The sequence below is a fragment of the Nocardioides cremeus genome, from assembly GCF_030518195.1.
GTDB classification, from domain to species: Bacteria; Actinomycetota; Actinomycetes; order Propionibacteriales; family Nocardioidaceae; genus Nocardioides; species Nocardioides cremeus.
Genome location: NZ_JAULSC010000029.1, coordinates 1 through 17,305 on the forward strand (window position 1 = coordinate 1; position 17,305 = coordinate 17,305).

Sequence of the window (17,305 nt, forward strand, 5' to 3'; positions counted from 1 at the left end):
GGCACCGCTCATCGACATCCCGCGCGAGCCGGTTGCTCGAGGTGGTCGCCGCCCTGGTGTTCGACAGCCGGCGCCAGCAGCTCGGCCTGGCCGTCCGCGGGGCGGGCGACGGGCTGGGCGGGGAAGCCGTGCACCTGATGTGGCAGTGCGAGCTCGCGGACCTGCTGCTCGAGGCTCGATCGACCGGTGCCGCGGACGTCGTCGACCTGCGCGGGCAGGTGCTGCTCTCCCACGACAGCAGCTCGCCGGTCTTCACCGCCGAGGTCGTGGGCGCGGGCCGGTCGGTGCCGTCGGTCGACGCCGACGGCCTCGGACGTTTCCGCATCGAGGCGCCACGCGGGATCACCGCGCTGCGCGTCAGCAACGGGGAGATGACCATCGTCGCCGAGCTCGACCTCACCACCGAGGAGTCCGCATGACCAGCAACCACCCCCTCCGACGCTCGACCGCGGCTGCCCTGGCTGTCGCGCTGTGGGCCACGGGCGCGGCCGTGCTGCCACCGGCCTCGACAGCCTCCGAGGCGCCTGCCGGGGCCGCCGCGGTCACCGCGCAGCAGTCGCCCTCGGCTCGCGACGACGACGACGACGATGACGACGGGCGACCGGGCACCGACATCGTCGTCAAGCTCGACCCCGCGACCGGCTACACCGCCGACGACCTGACCCGGGACTTCCCGGTCACGCTCGAGGACGACGTGCTGGCCTCGCGCCAGATCTACCTCTACCGACCGACCGACCCCGAGACGCGCGAGGACGACGACGACGCCGAGGACCTCGCCAAGGACATCGAGAAGCACCAGGGCGTGCTGTTCGCCGAGCTCGACGCACACACCCTCCTCGCCGACGACCGCTACCACAGCTGGCCCGCCGGGACGCCGACGAAGGTGAAGGCGCGGACCAGGCAGTTCGAGCGCCAGCCGATGGCCAAGCAGTTCAAGCTCAAGCGCGTGCACCGGATCTCCACCGGGGAGGGCGTGCGCGTCGCCGTGCTCGACACCGGGGTCGCCGGTCGCCACCCGGTCCTGCGGGGGCGGTTGCGCCACGGCTATGACTACGTCGAAGACGACTCCCGGCCCCGCGACCGCGAGCAGGGTCTCGACCGCAACGCCAACGGCGTGGTCGACGAGGCCTACGGCCACGGCACCTTCGTCGCCGGGCTGGTCGCTCTCGTCGCCCCGGACGCCCGCATCATTCCGATGCGGGTGCTCGACAGCGACGGCGCCGGCAGCATCTACCTGGTGGCCCAGGCGATCTGGGACGCCACCGACGCCGGGGCCGACGTGATCAACCTCAGCCTCGGGACGTCCGAGAAGGTCGGCTCGGACCTCCTGGACCTGGCCCTCGCCCACGCCCACGACGAGGGTGTCGAGGTGGTCGCGGCCGCGGGGAACTCCGCGCGGGACCAGCAGGCCTACCCGGCCGCGAACAAGGACGTGCTCGCCGTCACCTCGGTCGAGGTGGGGCGCGACTCGGTCTCCAAGTTCGCCAACTGGGGCGGGTGGGTCGACGTGGCCGCACCGGCCGGCCGCGTGCTCGGGCCGGTCCCGGCCCGTGGGTTCGCCCGCTGGGCCGGCACCTCGATGGCCGCGCCCCAGGTCAGCGGCCAGCTGGCGCTGCTCATCGCCGCCGGCGCTGGCCGCGACGAGGGCGAGAAGGCCACGGTCGAGACCGCCCGCGACTTCCCCGACGACGAGCGGAAGCGGATCAAGCACGGCACCGTCGACCTGCTCTCGAGCCTGCGCTACCACCTGGCACGCCAGGGGTAGCCAGGGGTAGCCAGGGGTGGCCAGTGGTGGCCTGCGCTCAGACCGGCTCGGTCGCCAGCGCGCGGCCGATCGTGAGCGCCTGCTCGGTCGCGCTGCCGAAGGCGAGCTCGAACCGCTTGGCCGTCGTGAAGTAGCGGTGCGCCTCCCCGTCGAGGTCGATGCCGACGCCGCCGTGCACGTGCACGGTCGTGTGCGCCAGCCGGTGCGCGGCGTCGGCCGCCCAGAGCTTGGCGACGGCGACCTCGGTGCCGGCGGGCAGCCCCTCGGCCAGCCGCCAGACCGCCGACCACAGCACCAGGCGCTGGCCGAGCACGTCGATGTAGCCGTCGGCCAGCCGCTGCGAGACGGCCTGGAAGGTGCCGATGGGGCGCCCGAACTGCTCGCGCGTCCTGGCGTAGCCGGCGGTCAGGTGCAGCGCCCCCTCCGTGACGCCCAGCAGCTCGGCAGCGGTGCACGCGGTCAGGAGCGCGCCCAGCCGGGTCGCCGTGGCGTCGCCGGGGGTGCCGACCGCCAGGGCGGGGGCGCGGTCGAGGTCGAGGCGGGAGACCTCGTCACCGTCGCTGGTGCGGCCCGGCGTGCTGCGCACCCCGGTGGCGCCGGCCTCGACCAGGAAGACGCCGACCCCGTCGGCCGTGCTCGCGCTGACGGCGTACGCCGCTGCCGCGCCGCCGGCGCGGACCATCACCTTGGTGCCGCTGAGCACCCACCCGTCGCCCTCGGGCTCGGCGGTGACGACCGGTCGTGCGGGCAGGTGGCTGCGCTCCTCGGAGACCGCAGCGCTGAGCACCGTGGTGCCGTCGGCCGCGCCGGGGAGCCAGCGTGCCTGCAGCGCGCCGTCGGCGTGCTCGGCCAGCAGCAGCGCGACGGCGCCGTGGGTGGCCAGCGGCACCGGGGCGACCCGGCGTCCGACCTCGACCAGGACACGGCACAGCTCGACGAGGCCGAGACCTGCCCCGCCGTGCTCCTCGGGCACGGCCAGCGACAGCAGGCCGGCCTCGCCCAGGGCGGCCCACAGGTCGCGGTCGAAGCGGTCGCCGGCGGCCTCGACGGCGCGCAGCCGCTCGGTGCCGGTGCGGTCGGCGAGGATGCGGGCGGCCAGCTCGGCCGCCTCGTCCTGCTCGGGGGTGAACGTGAAGTCCATGGGGTCCTACCTCTTCGCTGCCGGCAGGCCGAGGCCCACGTATCCGATGATGTCGCGCTGGATCTCGTTGGTGCCGCCACCGAACGTCATCACCAGCGCGGAGCGGTGGTAGCGCTCCAGGCGGCCCGCGAGCACCGCCCCGTCCGACCCGGCCCCCAGGCCCGCCTGGGGCCCCACGACCTCCATCAGCGAGCGGTAGACCTCGGTGGCCAGCTCGGAGCCGTAGACCTTGGTGGCCGATGCCTCGGCGGGGGACAGGTCGATGCCCTGGTCGGCGTCGGAGGCCAGCTTCCAGTTCAGCAGGGTCAGCATCTCGATGCGCGCGTGCGCCCGGCCCAGCGCGACCTGCACCCACTCGGTGTCGACGACGCGCTGGCCGTCGGGGTTCTTGGTCTCCTGCGCCCACCGGCGCACCTGCGACAGCGACTGCACCAGCGGTGCCGACGACGTCAGGGCGACCCGCTCGTGGTTGAGCTGGTTGGTCATCAGCGACCAGCCGCCGTTGAGGTCGCCCACGAGGTTGCCCACCGGCACCCGCACGTCCTCGTAGTAGGTGGCGCTGGTGCCGACGCCGGCCACCGTGTGCACCGGGGTGTAGGAGAAGCCGGGGGCGTCGGCGGGCACCAGGATCATGGACAGGCCCTTGTGCCGCGGCAGGTCGGGGTCGGTGCGGCAGGCCAGCCAGAGCCAGTCGGCGTACTGGATGAGCGAGGTCCACATCTTCTGGCCGTTGATCACGAACTCGTCGCCCTCGCGCACCGCCCTGGTGCGCAGCGAGGCGAGGTCGGTTCCCGAGCCGGGCTCGGAGTAGCCGATCGAGAAGTGCAGCTCCCCGGCCAGGATGCGGGGCAGGAAGTACTCCTTCTGCTCCTGGGTGCCGTAGCGCATGATCGTGGGCCCGACGGTGTTGAGGGTCAGGTAGGGGATCGGCACCCCGAAGTCGGCCGCGACGTCGGTGAAGATCAGCTGGTCGACCATCGAGCGCGTCTGCCCGCCGTACTCAGCGGGCCAGCCGATGCCCAGCCACCCGTCGCTGCCCAGCCGGCGGATCACGTCCTTGTAGACGCCGGCCTCGCCGAACTCGCCGGTCGCGGCCGAGAGCCCCGCCCGGACCTCGGGGGTGACCAGCGCGGAGAAGTACTCACGCAGCTCCTCGCGCAGGGCGAGCTGCTCGGGCTCGAGGGCCAGGTGCATGGTGGGTCTCCGCATCGGTGGGGACGCCCGCCGCGAGTCGGCGGGTGTGGCTGGCGCCACACAGCAGAAAACTATAACCTGTTCTCGTTTTGGTCCACCGGTACGTCTGGAGACACACATGAGCGGCACGACCAGCACCCCCCGCCATCTCGACCAGGGCACCGCCCCCGAGCGCTACGCCCGTGGGTGGCACTGCCTGGGCCTGGCGAGCACCTTCGCCGACGGCGAGCCGCACCGCGTCCGGGGCTTCGGTGGCCAGCTGGTCGTCTGGCAGGACAGCCAGGGCGGGCTGAACGTCCTCGACTCCTACTGCCGCCACATGGGCGGCGACCTGTCCCAGGGCAGCGTGAAGGGCGACGAGATCGCCTGCCCCTTCCACGACTGGCGCTGGGGCGGCGACGGGCGCTGCAAGTCCATCCCCTACGCCCGTCGGGTGCCGCTGCGGGCCCGTACCCAGAAGTACGCCACCGAGGTCCGCAACGGCCAGCTGCTGATCTGGCACGACGTCGAGGGCTCGGCGCCCGACCGCGACCTGCTGCCGCCCGAGCTGCCCGGCATCGGCACCGACGCCTACACCGACTGGGCGTGGGAGGTCGTGCCGATCGAGGGCTCGAACTGCCGCGAGCTCATCGACAACGTCGTCGACATGGCGCACTTCTACTACGTGCACCTCTCGTTCCCGACCAGCTTCCGCAACGTCTTCGAGGGCACGCAGGCCACGCAGTACATGGAGTCGAAGGGCCGGCCCGACGTCAGCGGCGGCTACGGCGACGCGGACCTCTTCCTGCGGTCCGAGGCGACCTACTACGGACCGTCGTACATGATCAACTGGCTCGACGTGGACTACAAGGGCTTCCGCACCGAGGTGGTGCTGATCAACTGCCACGTGCCCACCGGCCCCGACTCCTTCACCCTCCAGTACGGCATCTCGGTCAAGAAGCCCGAGGGGCTCGACGAGGCCACCGCGCAGTTCATCGCCGCGAAGTACGCCGACATGTTCGGCAGCGGGTTCCTCCAGGACGTGGCCATCTGGAAGAACAAGGTGCCGGTGCAGAACCCGCTGCTCTGCGAGGAGGACGGGCCGGTCTACCAGCTGCGCCGCTGGTACGAGCAGTTCTACGTCGACGTCGCCGACGTCACCCCCGAGATGACCGAGCGCTTCGAGTTCGAGGTCGACACGACGCTGGCCAACGAGTACTGGCAGCAGGAGGTGGCCGAGAACCTGGCCCGCCGCCAGGCCGAGGAGCAGGCCGGGGACCAGGCCGGGGACCAGGCTGGGGACCCCAGCGTCATGACGGGCACCTGATGGCCTCGTTCGTGCCGACCAGCCCCGAGACGCTGGAGGACCAGCGGCTCTACACCACGGCCCGGCTGACCACGGTGGCCTGCCTGGACTGCCTGGCCCGGGTGGGGGTCAAGAAGAACAGCGACCACCACACCTCCATCCAGTGGAGCGCCGGGGCGCGGGAGCAGTGCCCCGAGCTGTCGCGGCGAGCGCCCGACCCCTCGGGGCGGGGCCTGCAGCAGGGCTGCTCGCGCCTGGCCGCGAGCATCGAGGCCGCTGTGCGGGACGGAGCGGTCCCCGTCGGGGCCGAGGACGGATACTGAGCGCGTGGACATCGACAGCTTCGACCTCGAGGTCGTCGACGTGGTCGAGGAGACCGCCGACGCCCGCTCCATCTCGTTCCGGGTCCCCGAGGGCGCCGAGGAGCACTTCCGCTACAAGCCCGGGCAGTTCCTGACCCTGGCGGTGCCCTCCGAGCGCACGGGGGTGGCCGCGCGCTGCTACTCGCTGTCCTCCAGCCCGCACGACGACGGCCCGCTCACCGTGACGGTCAAGCGCACCGCCGACGGCTACGCCTCCAACTGGATCTGCGACCACCTGCGCCCCGGCTCGACGATCCGCTCGCTGCCGCCCAGCGGCATCTTCACCCCGGCCTCGCTCGACGCCGACCTGCTGCTGCTCGCCGGCGGCAGCGGCGTCACCCCGGTGATGTCGATCCTGCGCACCGCGCTGGCCAGGGGCACCGGACGCATCGTGCTGTTCTACGCCAACCGCGACGAGCGCTCGGTCATCTTCGCCGCCGAGCTGGCCCGGCTGGCCGCCGAGCACCACGAGCGGCTGCAGGTCGTCCACTGGCTCGAGTCGGTGCAGGGCCTGCCCGACCCGGCGCAGCTGCGGGCCTTCGCCGCGGCGTACGCCGACCGCGACGCCTTCGTCTGCGGCCCCGCTCCCTTCATGAAGGCGACCGTCGCCGCCCTGCGCGAGCTGGACTTCCCGCGCGCCCGCCGGCACCAGGAGAAGTTCGTCTCCCTGGGCGGCAACCCGTTCGGCGACGCGGTGACGTCGGGCCCGGCCCAGGTCGAGGTGACCGACACGGGGCCTGCGGGGCCTGCCGACGAGGAGCCGGGCCCGGTGCGCCTCGAGGTCGAGCTCGACGGCACCACCCACACCTTCGACGACTGGGCCCCCGGCACCACGATGCTCGAGCACCTGGAGGCCAAGGGCGTGCCGGCGCCGTTCTCGTGCCGCGAGGGGGAGTGCTCCGCGTGTGCCGTGCGGCTCCTGGAGGGCGAGGTGAGCATGGCGCACAACGACGTCCTCGACGACGAGGACCTGGCCGACGGCATCCGGTTGGCCTGCCAGTCGCACCCGGTCACCGACAGCGTGCGCGCCACCTACCACTGAGGTAGCGCTCCTGGCTCACCAGCCGCGCTCGCGCCACTCCGGCAGGTGCGGGCGCTCGGCGCCGAGGGTCGAGTCGCCCCCGTGTCCGGGGTAGAACCAGGTCTCGTCGGGCAGCGTGGCGAAGATCTTGTGATCGACCTCGTCGACGAGCTGGCGGAAGGCCGCCTCGTCGCCGAAGGTGTTGCCCACGCCCCCGGGGAACAGGGAGTCGCCGGTGAACAGGTGCGGGTGGCCCTCGGGGTCGTCGTACCTCAGCGCCACGGATCCGGGCGTGTGCCCGGCCACGGCCAGCACCTCGAGCCTGCACCGGCCCACGCGCACGGTGTCGCCGTGCGCGAGCCGGCGGGTGACGTCGACGCCGGTCTGCTCGGTGACCGCGTCGGCGTCGGGCTCGCCGACCAGGACCTCGGCGCCCGTGGCCTCCACGACGGCGGCCAGCGCGCGGTGGTGGTCCCAGTGCTGGTGCGTGGTGACGATCGCCGACAGCCCGGCCTCCCCGATGAGCGGCAGCAGCGTGGCGGGCTCGGCGGCGGCGTCGACGAGCACCTGCTCGTCGCTCTCGCGGCAGCGCAGCAGGTAGCAGTTGTTGGACATCTCCGGGTCGACCGCGACCTTGGTGATGCTCAGGTGCGCCAGCTCGCGCACCTGCGGGTCGCCGCCGGGCCGGACGTCTCCGGTGTAGGTCATGGGCACCAGCATGCCGCGCCGGGCGTGACCAACGGCGCACCGGGTGGGTGTGGGTTCCGGGCGTCCGCGCTGGCACGGTTGTCGGTGGTAGGTGGCACCGTGGGCGAGGACGTGCGCCGTCAGCGCCGCCGCCGTACCATCGCGAACGCGTGTTCGATCGACCAGGGAGACTTCGTGCAGGACCAGCTCATCATCCGGGGTGCCCGGGAGCACAACCTCAAGGACGTCTCGATCGACCTGCCCCGGGACTCCCTGATCGTCTTCACGGGCCTCTCCGGCTCCGGCAAGTCGTCGTTGGCCTTCGACACCATCTTCGCCGAGGGCCAGCGCCGCTACGTCGAGTCGCTGTCGGCCTACGCGCGCCAGTTCCTGGGCCAGATGGACAAGCCCGACGTCGACTTCATCGAGGGCCTCTCGCCTGCGGTCTCCATCGACCAGAAGTCGACGTCGAAGAACCCGCGCTCCACGGTGGGCACGATCACCGAGGTCTACGACTACCTGCGCCTGCTCTACGCCCGCGCGGGGCGCCCGCACTGCCCCACCTGCGGGGCGCCGATCGAGCGGCAGACGCCGCAGCAGATCGTCGACCGGGTGCTCGCGCTCGAGGAGGGACGGCGCTTCCAGGTGCTCGCGCCGGTCATCCGCGGGCGCAAGGGCGAGTACGTCGACATGTTCTCCCAGCTGCAGACCCAGGGCTTCTCGCGGGCCCGGGTCAACGGCGAGACCTACACCCTCGACGCGCCGCCGACCCTGGACAAGCAGAAGAAGCACACGATCGAGGTGGTCGTCGACCGGCTCTCGGTCAAGGAGTCCAGCAAGCGCCGCCTCACCGACTCCGTCGAGACCGCCCTCGGGCTCGCCGGCGGACTCGTGGTCTTCGACTTCGTCGACCTCCCGGCCGACGACGAGCACCGTGAGCTGCGCTTCAGCGAGAAGATGGCCTGCCCCAACGAGCACCCCATCGACGTCGACGAGCTCGAGCCGCGCTCCTTCTCCTTCAATTCGCCCTTCGGCGCCTGCCCGGCCTGCACCGGCCTGGGCACCCGGATGGAGGTCGACGGCGAGCTGGTCGTGCCGAACCCGGCGGCGACGCTGGGGGAGGGCGCCATCCAGCCGTGGAGCCACGCGCACATCTCCGACTACTTCCTGCGGCTGCTGGGCGCGCTGGGCGGCGAGCTCGGCTTCGACCTGAACACCCCGTGGGAGGAGCTGCCCGCCTCGGCGCGCAAGGCGATCCTCGACGGGCACTCGCGCAAGGTCCACGTCGTCACCCGCAACCGCTACGGCCGCGAGCGCGCCTACGACGCCGCCTTCGAGGGCGTGCGCTCCTACATCGAGCGCCGGCACCGCGAGGCGGAGTCCGACACCAGCCGGGAGCGCTTCGAGAGCTTCATGCGCGAGGTGCCCTGCCCGACCTGCGACGGCTCGCGGCTCAAGTCGGTCTCGCGCTCGGTGACGCTGACCTCGGTCGCCGAGGGCGAGCCGCGCCGCGCCGGCATCGCCGAGGTCTGTGCGCTGCCGATCAACGAGGCCTCGCAGTTCCTCAGCGAGCTCGACATGACCAACCGCGAGCGCCAGATCGGCGAGCGGGTGCTCAAGGAGATCCACGAGCGGCTGCAGTTCCTGCTCGACGTGGGCCTCGACTACCTCTCCCTCGACCGGCCCTCCGGGTCGCTGTCGGGCGGCGAGGCCCAGCGCATCCGCCTGGCCACCCAGATCGGCGCCGGTCTCGTCGGCGTCCTCTACGTGCTCGACGAGCCCTCGATCGGCCTGCACCAGCGCGACAACCAGCGCCTGATCGAGACCCTGCTGCGGCTCAAGGACCTCGGCAACACCCTGATCGTGGTCGAGCACGACGAGGACACCATCAAGGTGGCCGACTGGGTCGTCGACATCGGCCCCGGCGCCGGCGAGCACGGCGGCCAGGTGGTGCACAGCGGCACCGTGCAGGACCTCTACGACCACCCCGACTCGATGACCGGTCAGTACCTCTCGGGCCGCCGCGAGATCCCCGTGCCGGCCGTACGCCGCCCGCGCACGGTGGGCCGCGAGCTCAAGGTCCTGGGTGCGCGCGAGCACAACCTCGCCGACGTCGACGTCTCCTTCCCGCTCGGCCTCTTCGTGGCCGTGACCGGGGTCTCCGGGTCGGGCAAGTCGACGCTGGTCAACGACATCCTCTACACCTCGCTGGCCAAGCAGATCTACAACGCCCGCTCGCTGCCGGGCCGGCACCGCGCCATCACCGGCACCGAGCACGTCGACAAGGTGATCCACGTCGACCAGTCGCCGATCGGGCGCACCCCGCGCTCCAACCCCGCGACGTACACCGGCGTCTTCGACCACGTGCGCAAGCTCTTCGCGGCCACCCCCGAGGCCAAGATGCGCGGCTACCTGCAGGGCCGCTTCTCCTTCAACGTCAAGGGCGGACGCTGCGAGGCGTGCTCGGGCGACGGCACGCTGAAGATCGAGATGAACTTCCTGCCCGACGTCTACGTGCCCTGCGAGGTCTGCCACGGTGCGCGCTACAACCGCGAGACGCTCGAGGTGCACTACAAGGGCAAGACCATCGCCGAGGTCCTCGACATGCCGATCGAGGAGGCCGTCGACTTCTTCGCCGCCGTCCCCGCGATCTCGCGCCACCTGACCACGCTGGTCGAGGTCGGGCTGGGCTACGTGCGCCTCGGCCAGCCCGCCACCACGCTGTCGGGCGGGGAGGCGCAGCGCGTCAAGCTCTCCGCCGAGCTGCAGAAGCGCTCCACCGGGCGCACGGTCTACGTGCTCGACGAGCCCACGACCGGCCTGCACTTCGAGGACATCCGCAAGCTGCTGCTGGTGCTGGGACGCCTGGTCGACTCCGGCAACACGGTGCTGGTCATCGAGCACAACCTCGATGTCATCAAGACCGCCGACTGGCTGGTCGACATGGGCCCCGAGGGCGGCTCGCGCGGCGGTCTGGTGGTCGCCGAGGGCACCCCCGAGCAGGTCGCGGCGGTGCCCGAGAGCCACACCGGGCGCTACCTGGCCCCGCTGCTGGAGGGCAAGGAGGCCGAGCAGCCCGCCGGCATGCTGGGCGCCGACGAGGCGCCCGCCCCGGTGCGCGCCACGCGCCGCCAGGCCGCCGCCCGCGCGGCCAACGAGCGCGCCGCGACCACGCGGCGTACGCCTGCGAAGAAGACGGCCAAGAAGAGCACGAAGGCGGCGGCGAAGAAGCGCCCCGCATAAAGGGCCCTCAATCGTGGGGGGTGGGCAGCCGAGCAGCGCCTGCCTAGGCTGGTGCCATGGACCAGCGAGCATCCTCTAGCCCCATCAGCCGTCGCCACGCCCTTGGTGGGGCGGCGGGGGTGGGGCTGGGCCTGCCGCTGCTGGCCGCCTGCGGCGACGACGACGGCGGGTCGAGCGCTGAGGCGCCCACCCCGGAGGCGAACCCGGGCGAGCCGCTGACCACCGCCGCCGACGTGCCGGTGGGCGGCGGCGTGATCCTGGCCGAGGAGAAGGTGGTCGTCACCCAGCCCAACGAGGGCGAGTTCAAGGCCTTCTCCAACGTCTGCACCCACCAGGGCTGCGCGCTCGAGAGCATCACCGCCGAGGGCATCCGCTGCCCCTGCCACGGCTCGGTCTTCGACGTCGCGACCGGCGAGCCCGTCGCCGGGCCGGCCGACAGCCCCCTCAACGAGCTGCCGCTCACCGTCGAGGGCGACTCGATCACGCTCGCCTGACGCCGGGACCGGGGGTGTCCCCGGCGGCTCGTAGGCTGGTGCGGTGCCAGACCGAGCAGCCCGACCCGAGCGGCGCAGCACCCGCGGCCCGTTGTCCTACCGCCCCGAGCCCGGCTCGATCCCGACCGGTCCGGGCGTCTACCGCTTCCGCGACGCCAAGGGGCGCGTGGTCTACGTCGGCAAGGCCAAGAACCTGCGGGCCCGGCTGTCGTCGTACTTCCAGGACATCGCCCACCTGCACCAGCGCACCGCGACGATGGTCACCACCGCGGCCAGCGTCGAGTGGACCGTGGTCAACACCGAGGTCGAGGCGCTGCAGCTGGAGTACTCCTGGATCAAGGAGTACGACCCGCGCTTCAACGTCAAGTACCGCGACGACAAGTCCTACCCCTGGCTGGCCGTCACCGTGGGGGAGGAGTTCCCCCGGGTGATGGTCGGGCGCGGCGCCAAGCGCCGCGGCACCCGCTACTTCGGGCCCTACAGCCACGCCTGGGCGATCCGCGAGACCGTCGACATCCTGCTGCGGGTCTTCCCGATGCGCTCGTGCAGCAACGGCGTCTTCAAGCGCTCGGCCCAGATCGGGCGCCCCTGTCTGCTGGGCTACATCGAGAAGTGCTCGGCACCCTGCGTGGGCCAGGTCAGCGCCGAGGAGCACCGCGAGATCGTCGACGACTTCTGCGACTTCATGGGCGGGCAGACCCGGCCGTTCCTGCGCCGCATCGAGAAGCAGATGTACGCCGCCTCCGAGGCGATGGACTTCGAGAAGGCCGCCCGCCTGCGCGACGACCTCGGCGCGATGCAGCGCGCCCTGGAGAAGCAGGCGGTGGTGCTGGGCGACGGCGCCGACGCCGACGTGATCGCGCTGGCCGAGGACCCGCTCGAGGTGGCGGTGCAGATCTTCTACGTCCGCGGTGGGCGGATCCGTGGCCAGCGCGGCTGGGTGGCCGACCGGGTCGAGGAGGGCGGCACCGCCGAGCTGGTCGAGCACTTCCTGCTCCAGCTCTACGCCGGCGACTCCGAGTCGATCCCCCGCGAGATCCTGGTGCCGGCGCTGCCGCCCGACCACGCGACGTTCGAGGAGCTGCTCAGCGAGCTGCGCGGCGGGCGGGTGCAGATCCGGGTGCCGCAGCGCGGCGACAAGCGCACCCTGCAGGAGACGGTGGCCTCCAACGCCTCCCAGGCGCTGGCGCTGCACAAGACCAAGCGGGCCAGCGACCTGACCACCCGCAACCGGGCGCTGGAGGAGATCCAGGAGGCGCTCGAGCTCGACGACGTGCCGCTGCGCATCGAGTGCTACGACGTCTCCAACCTCCAGGGCACCGAGGTCGTGGCGTCGATGGTGGTCTTCGAGGACGGGCTGGCCCGCAAGGGCGAGTACCGCAAGTTCGTCATCAAGGGCGTCGACGGGCAGAACGACGTCGCCTCGATGCACGAGGTGATCACTCGACGCTTCCGCCGGCTGCTCGACGAGCAGGCCCGCTCGCAGACCGTCGAGGGCCAGGACGGGCCGATGCTGGTCGACCCCGAGACCGGCCGGCCCCGCAAGTTCGCCTACTCCCCGGGCCTCGTCGTGGTCGACGGCGGCCCGCCGCAGGTCGCCGCCGCCCAGCGCGCGCTCGACGAGCTCGGCATCGACGACGTGCCGGTCTGCGGGCTGGCCAAGCGCCTCGAGGAGGTCTGGGTGCCCGGCCAGGAGGACCCGGTGATCCTGGCGCGCTCCTCCGAGGGCCTCTACCTGCTGCAGCGCATCCGCGACGAGGCGCACCGCTTCGCGATCACCCACCACCGCAGCCGGCGCTCCAAGTCGATGGTCGAGAGCGTCCTCGACGACGTCCCCGGCCTCGGCGAGGTGCGCCGCAAGACGCTGCTGGTCCACTTCGGGTCGCTGAAGAAGCTGCGCGCCGCCACGGTCGAGGAGATCGCCCAGGTGCCCGGCATCGGGGCGCGCACCGCCGCCTCGATCAAGGCCGCGGTCTCGCCCGAGGGCGAGGCCGGGGAGACTGCTCCCGTGATCGTTTCGGTGAACACCGCCACGGGAGAGATCGAGGAAGCATGAGCGAGCAGCAGCAGCCCGCCACCGGACCGCTGGTGGTCGTGACCGGGATGACCGGCGCGGGGCGCAGCACGGCGGCCAAGGAGCTCGAGGACCTCGGCTACTACGTGGTCGACAACCTCCCGCCCAGCCTGCTGCGAGACGTCGTCCGTCTGGTCGACGAGAGCCAGGGCGCCGGGCAGCCGATCGCGGTCGTCGTCGACGTGCGCTCGGGCTCGTTCTTCGGCTCCCTGCAGGCGAACCTGGCCCAGAAGGCCACCGGGCGCCGCGCCACCCTGGTCTTCCTCGAGGCCACCGACGACGTGCTCGTGCGCCGCCAGGAGGCCGCGCGGCGTCCGCACCCGCTGCAGGGCAGCGGCCGCCTCCTCGACGGGCTCGAGCGCGAGCGGGTCGTGCTGGCCGACCTGCGTGGCGAGGCCGACCTGGTCATCGACACCACCGCGCTCAACGTGCACCAGCTCACCTCGCGCATCCGCGAGGCCTTCGGGTCGCCGGACTCCACCGACCTCCGGATCCGGGTGGTCAGCTTCGGCTTCAAGTACGGCATCCCCGTCGACGCCGACTACCTGGCCGACATGCGCTTCCTGCCCAACCCGCACTGGATCCCCGAGCTGCGCCCGCACACCGGCCGCGACCACGAGGTCTCCGAGTACGTGCTCTCCCAGCCCGGGGCCGAGGAGTTCCTCGACGGCTACCTGCCGGTGCTCACCGGGGTGGCCGAGGGCTACCTGCGCGAGGGCAAGCGCTTCATGCGGGTGGCGATCGGCTGCACCGGCGGCAAGCACCGCAGCGTCGCGATGACCGAGGAGGTCACCCGCCGGCTCGTCGAGCTCGGCCTGCAGGCCACGGCCACCCACCGTGACCTGGGGCGCGAGTGATGGCCGCGGGCCCGGCCGCCCACCGCGCCGCCGACCGGGCGCAGTCGGTGGTGGCGCTGGGCGGCGGGCACGGCCTGCACGCCTCGCTGCGCGCCCTGCGCCGGCTGGTCGACGAGGTGGTCGTCGACGACCTGACCGCGGTGGTCACCGTCGCCGACAACGGCGGCTCCTCGGGTCGGCTGCGCGGGGAGTTCGGGGTGCTGCCGCCGGGCGACCTGCGGATGGCGCTGGCCGCCCTCTGCGGGCTCGACGAGTGGGGCGGCACCTGGGAGCGGGTGCTGCAGCACCGCTTCGCCGGCGAGGGCGAGATGAACGGCCACGTCGTGGGCAACCTGCTGATCGTGGCGCTGTGGGAGCAGCTGGGCGACCACGTGCAGGCCCTCGACCTGGTCGGCCGGCTCCTCGGCTCGGCCGGGCGCGTGCTGCCGATGGCGCTGACCCCTCTCGACATCACCGCGCAGGTGCGCGGGCTCGACCCCGGCGACGAGGACGCGCTGACCCTGGTGCGCGGGCAGGTCGAGGTCGCCACCACCGGCGGGGTCATCACCCGCGTCGACCTCGAGCCCGCCGCGCCGCTGGCCTGCCCCGAGGCGCTGCAGGCCGTCACCGACGCCGACTGGGTGGTGCTGGGCCCGGGGTCCTGGTTCAGCTCGGTCATCCCGCACCTGCTGGTCCCCGACCTGCGCGATGCGCTGGTCGCTACCGACGCCCGGGTCGTGGTGGTGCTCAACCTCGAGGAGCAGCCGGGGGAGACCGGCGGCTTCGGCCCGGCCGACCACCTGGCGGTCCTGGTCGAGCACGCGCCCGAGCTGGCCGTGCACACCGTGCTGGCCGACACCCGGATCGGTGCCGAGGAGCACCAGCACCTGCTCGAGGTCGTCGAGGCCGCCGGGGCACGGCTGGTCGTCGCCGACGTCGCCTCCGACGACGGCAGCCCGCGCCACGACCCGGCCAAGCTGGCAGCGGCGTACGAGAGCATCGTGCTGGGTGCAGGGGCGCCCGGCGACGCCGACCTCGTGGCCCGCCCGTGACCGTGGCAGGATTCGTCGCATGGCGATGACGGCACAGGTGAAGGCGGAGCTCGCCTCCACCCAGATCACGAAGACCTGCTGCCGCAAGGCCGAGGTGGCTTCCATGCTGCGCTTCGCCGGCGGGCTGCACATCGTCAGCGGCCGGATCGTCGTGGAGGCCGAGCTCGACACCGGCGCCGCTGCGCGACGGCTGCGCCGCGACGTCTCCGAGGTCTACGGCGCGCAGTCCGACGTGGTGATGGTGCAGGGCAACGGCATCCGCAAAGGCAGCCGCTACATCGTGCGCGTGGTCAAGGACGGCGAGTCGCTGGCCCGCCAGACCGGGCTGCTCGACCAGCGCGGTCGTCCGGTGCGCGGGCTGCCGCCCGCGGTGGTGGCCGGCGGCGGCTGCGACTCGGTGGCCGCCTGGCGCGGCGCCTTCCTGGCGCACGGCTCGCTGACCGAGCCCGGCCGGTCGTCCTCGCTCGAGGTCACCTGCCCCGGCTCCGAGGCCGCGCTGGCCCTGGTCGGTGTGGCCCGTCGCCTGGGCATCCAGGCCAAGGCCCGCGAGGTGCGCGGCGTCGACCGGGTGGTCATCCGCGACGGCGACGCTATCGGCCAGCTGCTGACCCGCCTGGGGGCCCACGAGTCCCTGATGGCCTGGGAGGAGCGCCGGATGCGCCGCGAGGTGCGGGCCACCGCCAACCGCCTGGCCAACTTCGACGACGCCAACCTGCGCCGCTCGGCGCGCGCCGCCGTGGCCGCGGGCGCCCGTGTCGAGCGCGCCATGGAGATCCTCGGCGAGGAGGTGCCCGACCACCTCAAGATGGCCGGCACGCTGCGCCTGGAGCACAAGCAGGCCTCGCTCGAGGAGCTCGGCCAGCTGCACGAGCCCGTGCTCACCAAGGACGCGATCGCCGGACGGATCCGCCGGCTGCTGGCGATGGCCGACAAGCGTGCCGAGGACCTCGGCATCCCCGACACCGAGTCGTCGCTGACCCCCGACATGATGGCCGAGGACGGCTGAGACACGCTCCGCCCGCCACCGTGCGTGCGGTTACCGGCTCGTACGCCGGGAGGGGGCTGCAGCCCGGCTGCGGGTGGCGATAGGGTCGTGACGCACGCCGCCCCGGGTCCGGGAGCGGGCCGTCAGCCACAGAGCAGGAGCAGCAGTGACCGTTCGAGTAGGTATCAACGGGTTCGGCCGGATCGGCCGCAACTTCTTCCGTGCCGTCCGTGCCTCCGGTGCGGACATCGAGATCGTCGGGGTCAACGACCTGACGGACAACGCCTCGCTGGCCCACCTGCTCAAGTACGACTCGATCCTGGGTCGCCTCGACGCCGACGTCTCGGCCACCGAGGACGAGATCCGCGTCGGCGACCAGGTCGTCAAGACCTTCGCCGAGCGCGACCCGGCGAACCTGCGCTGGAGCGACCTGGGTGTCGACGTGGTCGTCGAGTCCACCGGCTTCTTCACCGACGCGACGAAGGCCCGCGCCCACGTCGACGCCGGTGGCGCCAAGAAGGTCATCATCTCCGCGCCGGCCTCCAACGAGGACATCACCGTCGTGATGGGCGTCAACCACGAGCTGTACGACCCGGCGCAGCACACGGTGATCTCCAACGCCTCCTGCACCACCAACTGCCTGGCGCCGATGGCCAAGGCGCTCAACGACGAGTTCGGCATCGTCAAGGGCCTGATGACCACGATCCACGCCTACACCGCCGACCAGAACCTGCAGGACAACATCCACAAGGACCCGCGCCGCGCCCGCGCCGCCGCGCTCAACGTGGTGCCCACCTCGACCGGTGCCGCCAAGGCGATCGGCCTGGTTCTCCCCGAGCTCAAGGGCAAGCTCGACGGCTACGCGCTGCGCGTGCCCGTGCCCACCGGCTCGGCCACCGACCTGACCGTCGAGGTCGGTCGCGAGACCACCGTCGAGGAGGTCAACGCGGTGCTGGAGAAGGCCGCCGACGGCCGCTACCTGCGCTACTCGACCGACCCGATCGTCTCCTCCGACATCGTGACCGACCCGGCGTCCTGCATCTTCGACGCGCCGCTGACCAAGGTCATCGGCACCCAGGTCAAGGTCGTCGGCTGGTACGACAACGAGTGGGGCTACTCCAACCGGCTCGTCGACCTCATCGCCCACGTCGGCGAGACGCTCTGAC

Annotated in this window: 15 protein-coding genes; 12 read left to right on the forward strand and 3 right to left on the reverse strand. The window is 72.3% G+C overall.

Annotated elements, in window-relative coordinates:
* Both QWJ41_RS19115 and QWJ41_RS19120 read left to right on the forward strand, forming a co-directional pair.
* Positions 1–419 (forward strand): hypothetical protein (locus tag QWJ41_RS19115; RefSeq protein ID WP_302710069.1); only part of this gene is annotated, 419 nt, incomplete at its 5' end.
* Entirely contained in the window at positions 416–1,765 is a 1,350-nt protein-coding gene (locus QWJ41_RS19120; RefSeq protein WP_302710070.1) for a S8 family serine peptidase, read from the forward strand. The genes QWJ41_RS19115 and QWJ41_RS19120, both read left to right, overlap by 4 nt.
* A 37-nt stretch (positions 1,766–1,802) precedes the next feature.
* Here QWJ41_RS19120 and QWJ41_RS19125 read toward each other — a convergent pair whose 3' ends face one another.
* Both QWJ41_RS19125 and QWJ41_RS19130 read right to left on the reverse strand, forming a co-directional pair.
* On the reverse strand, positions 1,803–2,906 hold the full coding sequence (locus QWJ41_RS19125) for an acyl-CoA dehydrogenase family protein (protein ID WP_302710071.1): 1,104 nt from the start codon (positions 2,904–2,906) through the stop codon (positions 1,803–1,805).
* Between the two features lie 6 nt (positions 2,907–2,912).
* A complete protein-coding gene (locus QWJ41_RS19130; RefSeq protein ID WP_302710072.1) occupies positions 2,913–4,100 on the reverse strand; it encodes an acyl-CoA dehydrogenase family protein in 1,188 nt (395 codons plus the stop codon).
* Between the two features lie 118 nt (positions 4,101–4,218).
* On the opposite strand from QWJ41_RS19130, the gene QWJ41_RS19135 reads away from it, so the two are divergent.
* Genes QWJ41_RS19135 through QWJ41_RS19145 form a run of 3 tightly spaced genes read left to right on the forward strand, consistent with a single transcriptional unit; the run spans position 4,219 to position 6,789 of the window.
* A complete protein-coding gene (locus tag QWJ41_RS19135; protein ID WP_302710074.1) occupies positions 4,219–5,406 on the forward strand; it encodes a 3-ketosteroid-9-alpha-monooxygenase, oxygenase component in 1,188 nt (395 codons plus the stop codon).
* Positions 5,406–5,708 (forward strand): hypothetical protein, encoded by a 303-nt coding sequence (locus QWJ41_RS19140; RefSeq protein WP_302710075.1) that lies wholly within the window; start codon positions 5,406–5,408, stop codon positions 5,706–5,708. The genes QWJ41_RS19135 and QWJ41_RS19140 overlap by 1 nt, the downstream gene beginning before the upstream one ends.
* Positions 5,709–5,712: 4 nt before the next feature.
* Positions 5,713–6,789, forward strand: a complete 1,077-nt coding sequence (locus QWJ41_RS19145; protein WP_302710076.1) for a 2Fe-2S iron-sulfur cluster-binding protein — start codon at positions 5,713–5,715, stop codon at positions 6,787–6,789.
* A gap of 15 nt (positions 6,790–6,804) precedes the next feature.
* On the opposite strand, the gene QWJ41_RS19150 is transcribed toward QWJ41_RS19145, so the two are convergent.
* Positions 6,805–7,476, reverse strand: a complete 672-nt coding sequence (locus tag QWJ41_RS19150; protein WP_302710077.1) for an MBL fold metallo-hydrolase — start codon at positions 7,474–7,476, stop codon at positions 6,805–6,807.
* Between the two features lie 174 nt (positions 7,477–7,650).
* Between QWJ41_RS19150 and uvrA the strand changes: the two genes are divergently transcribed.
* The 7 genes from uvrA (at position 7,651) to gap (ending at position 17,304) form a co-directional block, all read left to right on the forward strand.
* On the forward strand, positions 7,651–10,698 hold the full coding sequence (gene uvrA, locus QWJ41_RS19155) for an excinuclease ABC subunit UvrA (protein WP_302710078.1): 3,048 nt from the start codon (positions 7,651–7,653) through the stop codon (positions 10,696–10,698).
* Positions 10,699–10,754: 56 nt separating this feature from the next.
* On the forward strand, positions 10,755–11,192 hold the full coding sequence (locus QWJ41_RS19160) for a Rieske (2Fe-2S) protein (RefSeq protein ID WP_302710079.1): 438 nt from the start codon (positions 10,755–10,757) through the stop codon (positions 11,190–11,192).
* Between the two features lie 43 nt (positions 11,193–11,235).
* Complete coding sequence (gene uvrC / locus QWJ41_RS19165; RefSeq protein ID WP_302710080.1) at positions 11,236–13,248, forward strand: excinuclease ABC subunit UvrC; 2,013 nt, start codon at positions 11,236–11,238, stop codon at positions 13,246–13,248.
* Positions 13,245–14,123: an RNase adapter RapZ gene (rapZ, locus tag QWJ41_RS19170; protein ID WP_302710082.1), complete on the forward strand. Its 879-nt coding sequence runs from the start codon at positions 13,245–13,247 to the stop codon at positions 14,121–14,123. Before uvrC ends, rapZ begins: the two co-directional genes overlap by 4 nt.
* Positions 14,123–15,154: a gluconeogenesis factor YvcK family protein gene (locus tag QWJ41_RS19175; protein WP_302710083.1), complete on the forward strand. Its 1,032-nt coding sequence runs from the start codon at positions 14,123–14,125 to the stop codon at positions 15,152–15,154. Before rapZ ends, QWJ41_RS19175 begins: the two co-directional genes overlap by 1 nt.
* Before the next feature lie 19 nt (positions 15,155–15,173).
* Positions 15,174–16,160 (forward strand): DNA-binding protein WhiA, encoded by a 987-nt coding sequence (gene whiA, locus QWJ41_RS19180; protein WP_302710084.1) that lies wholly within the window; start codon positions 15,174–15,176, stop codon positions 16,158–16,160.
* Positions 16,161–16,305: 145 nt separating this feature from the next.
* Entirely contained in the window at positions 16,306–17,304 is a 999-nt protein-coding gene (gap, locus tag QWJ41_RS19185) for a type I glyceraldehyde-3-phosphate dehydrogenase (RefSeq protein ID WP_302710085.1), read from the forward strand.
* Position 17,305: the final 1 nt, after the last annotated feature.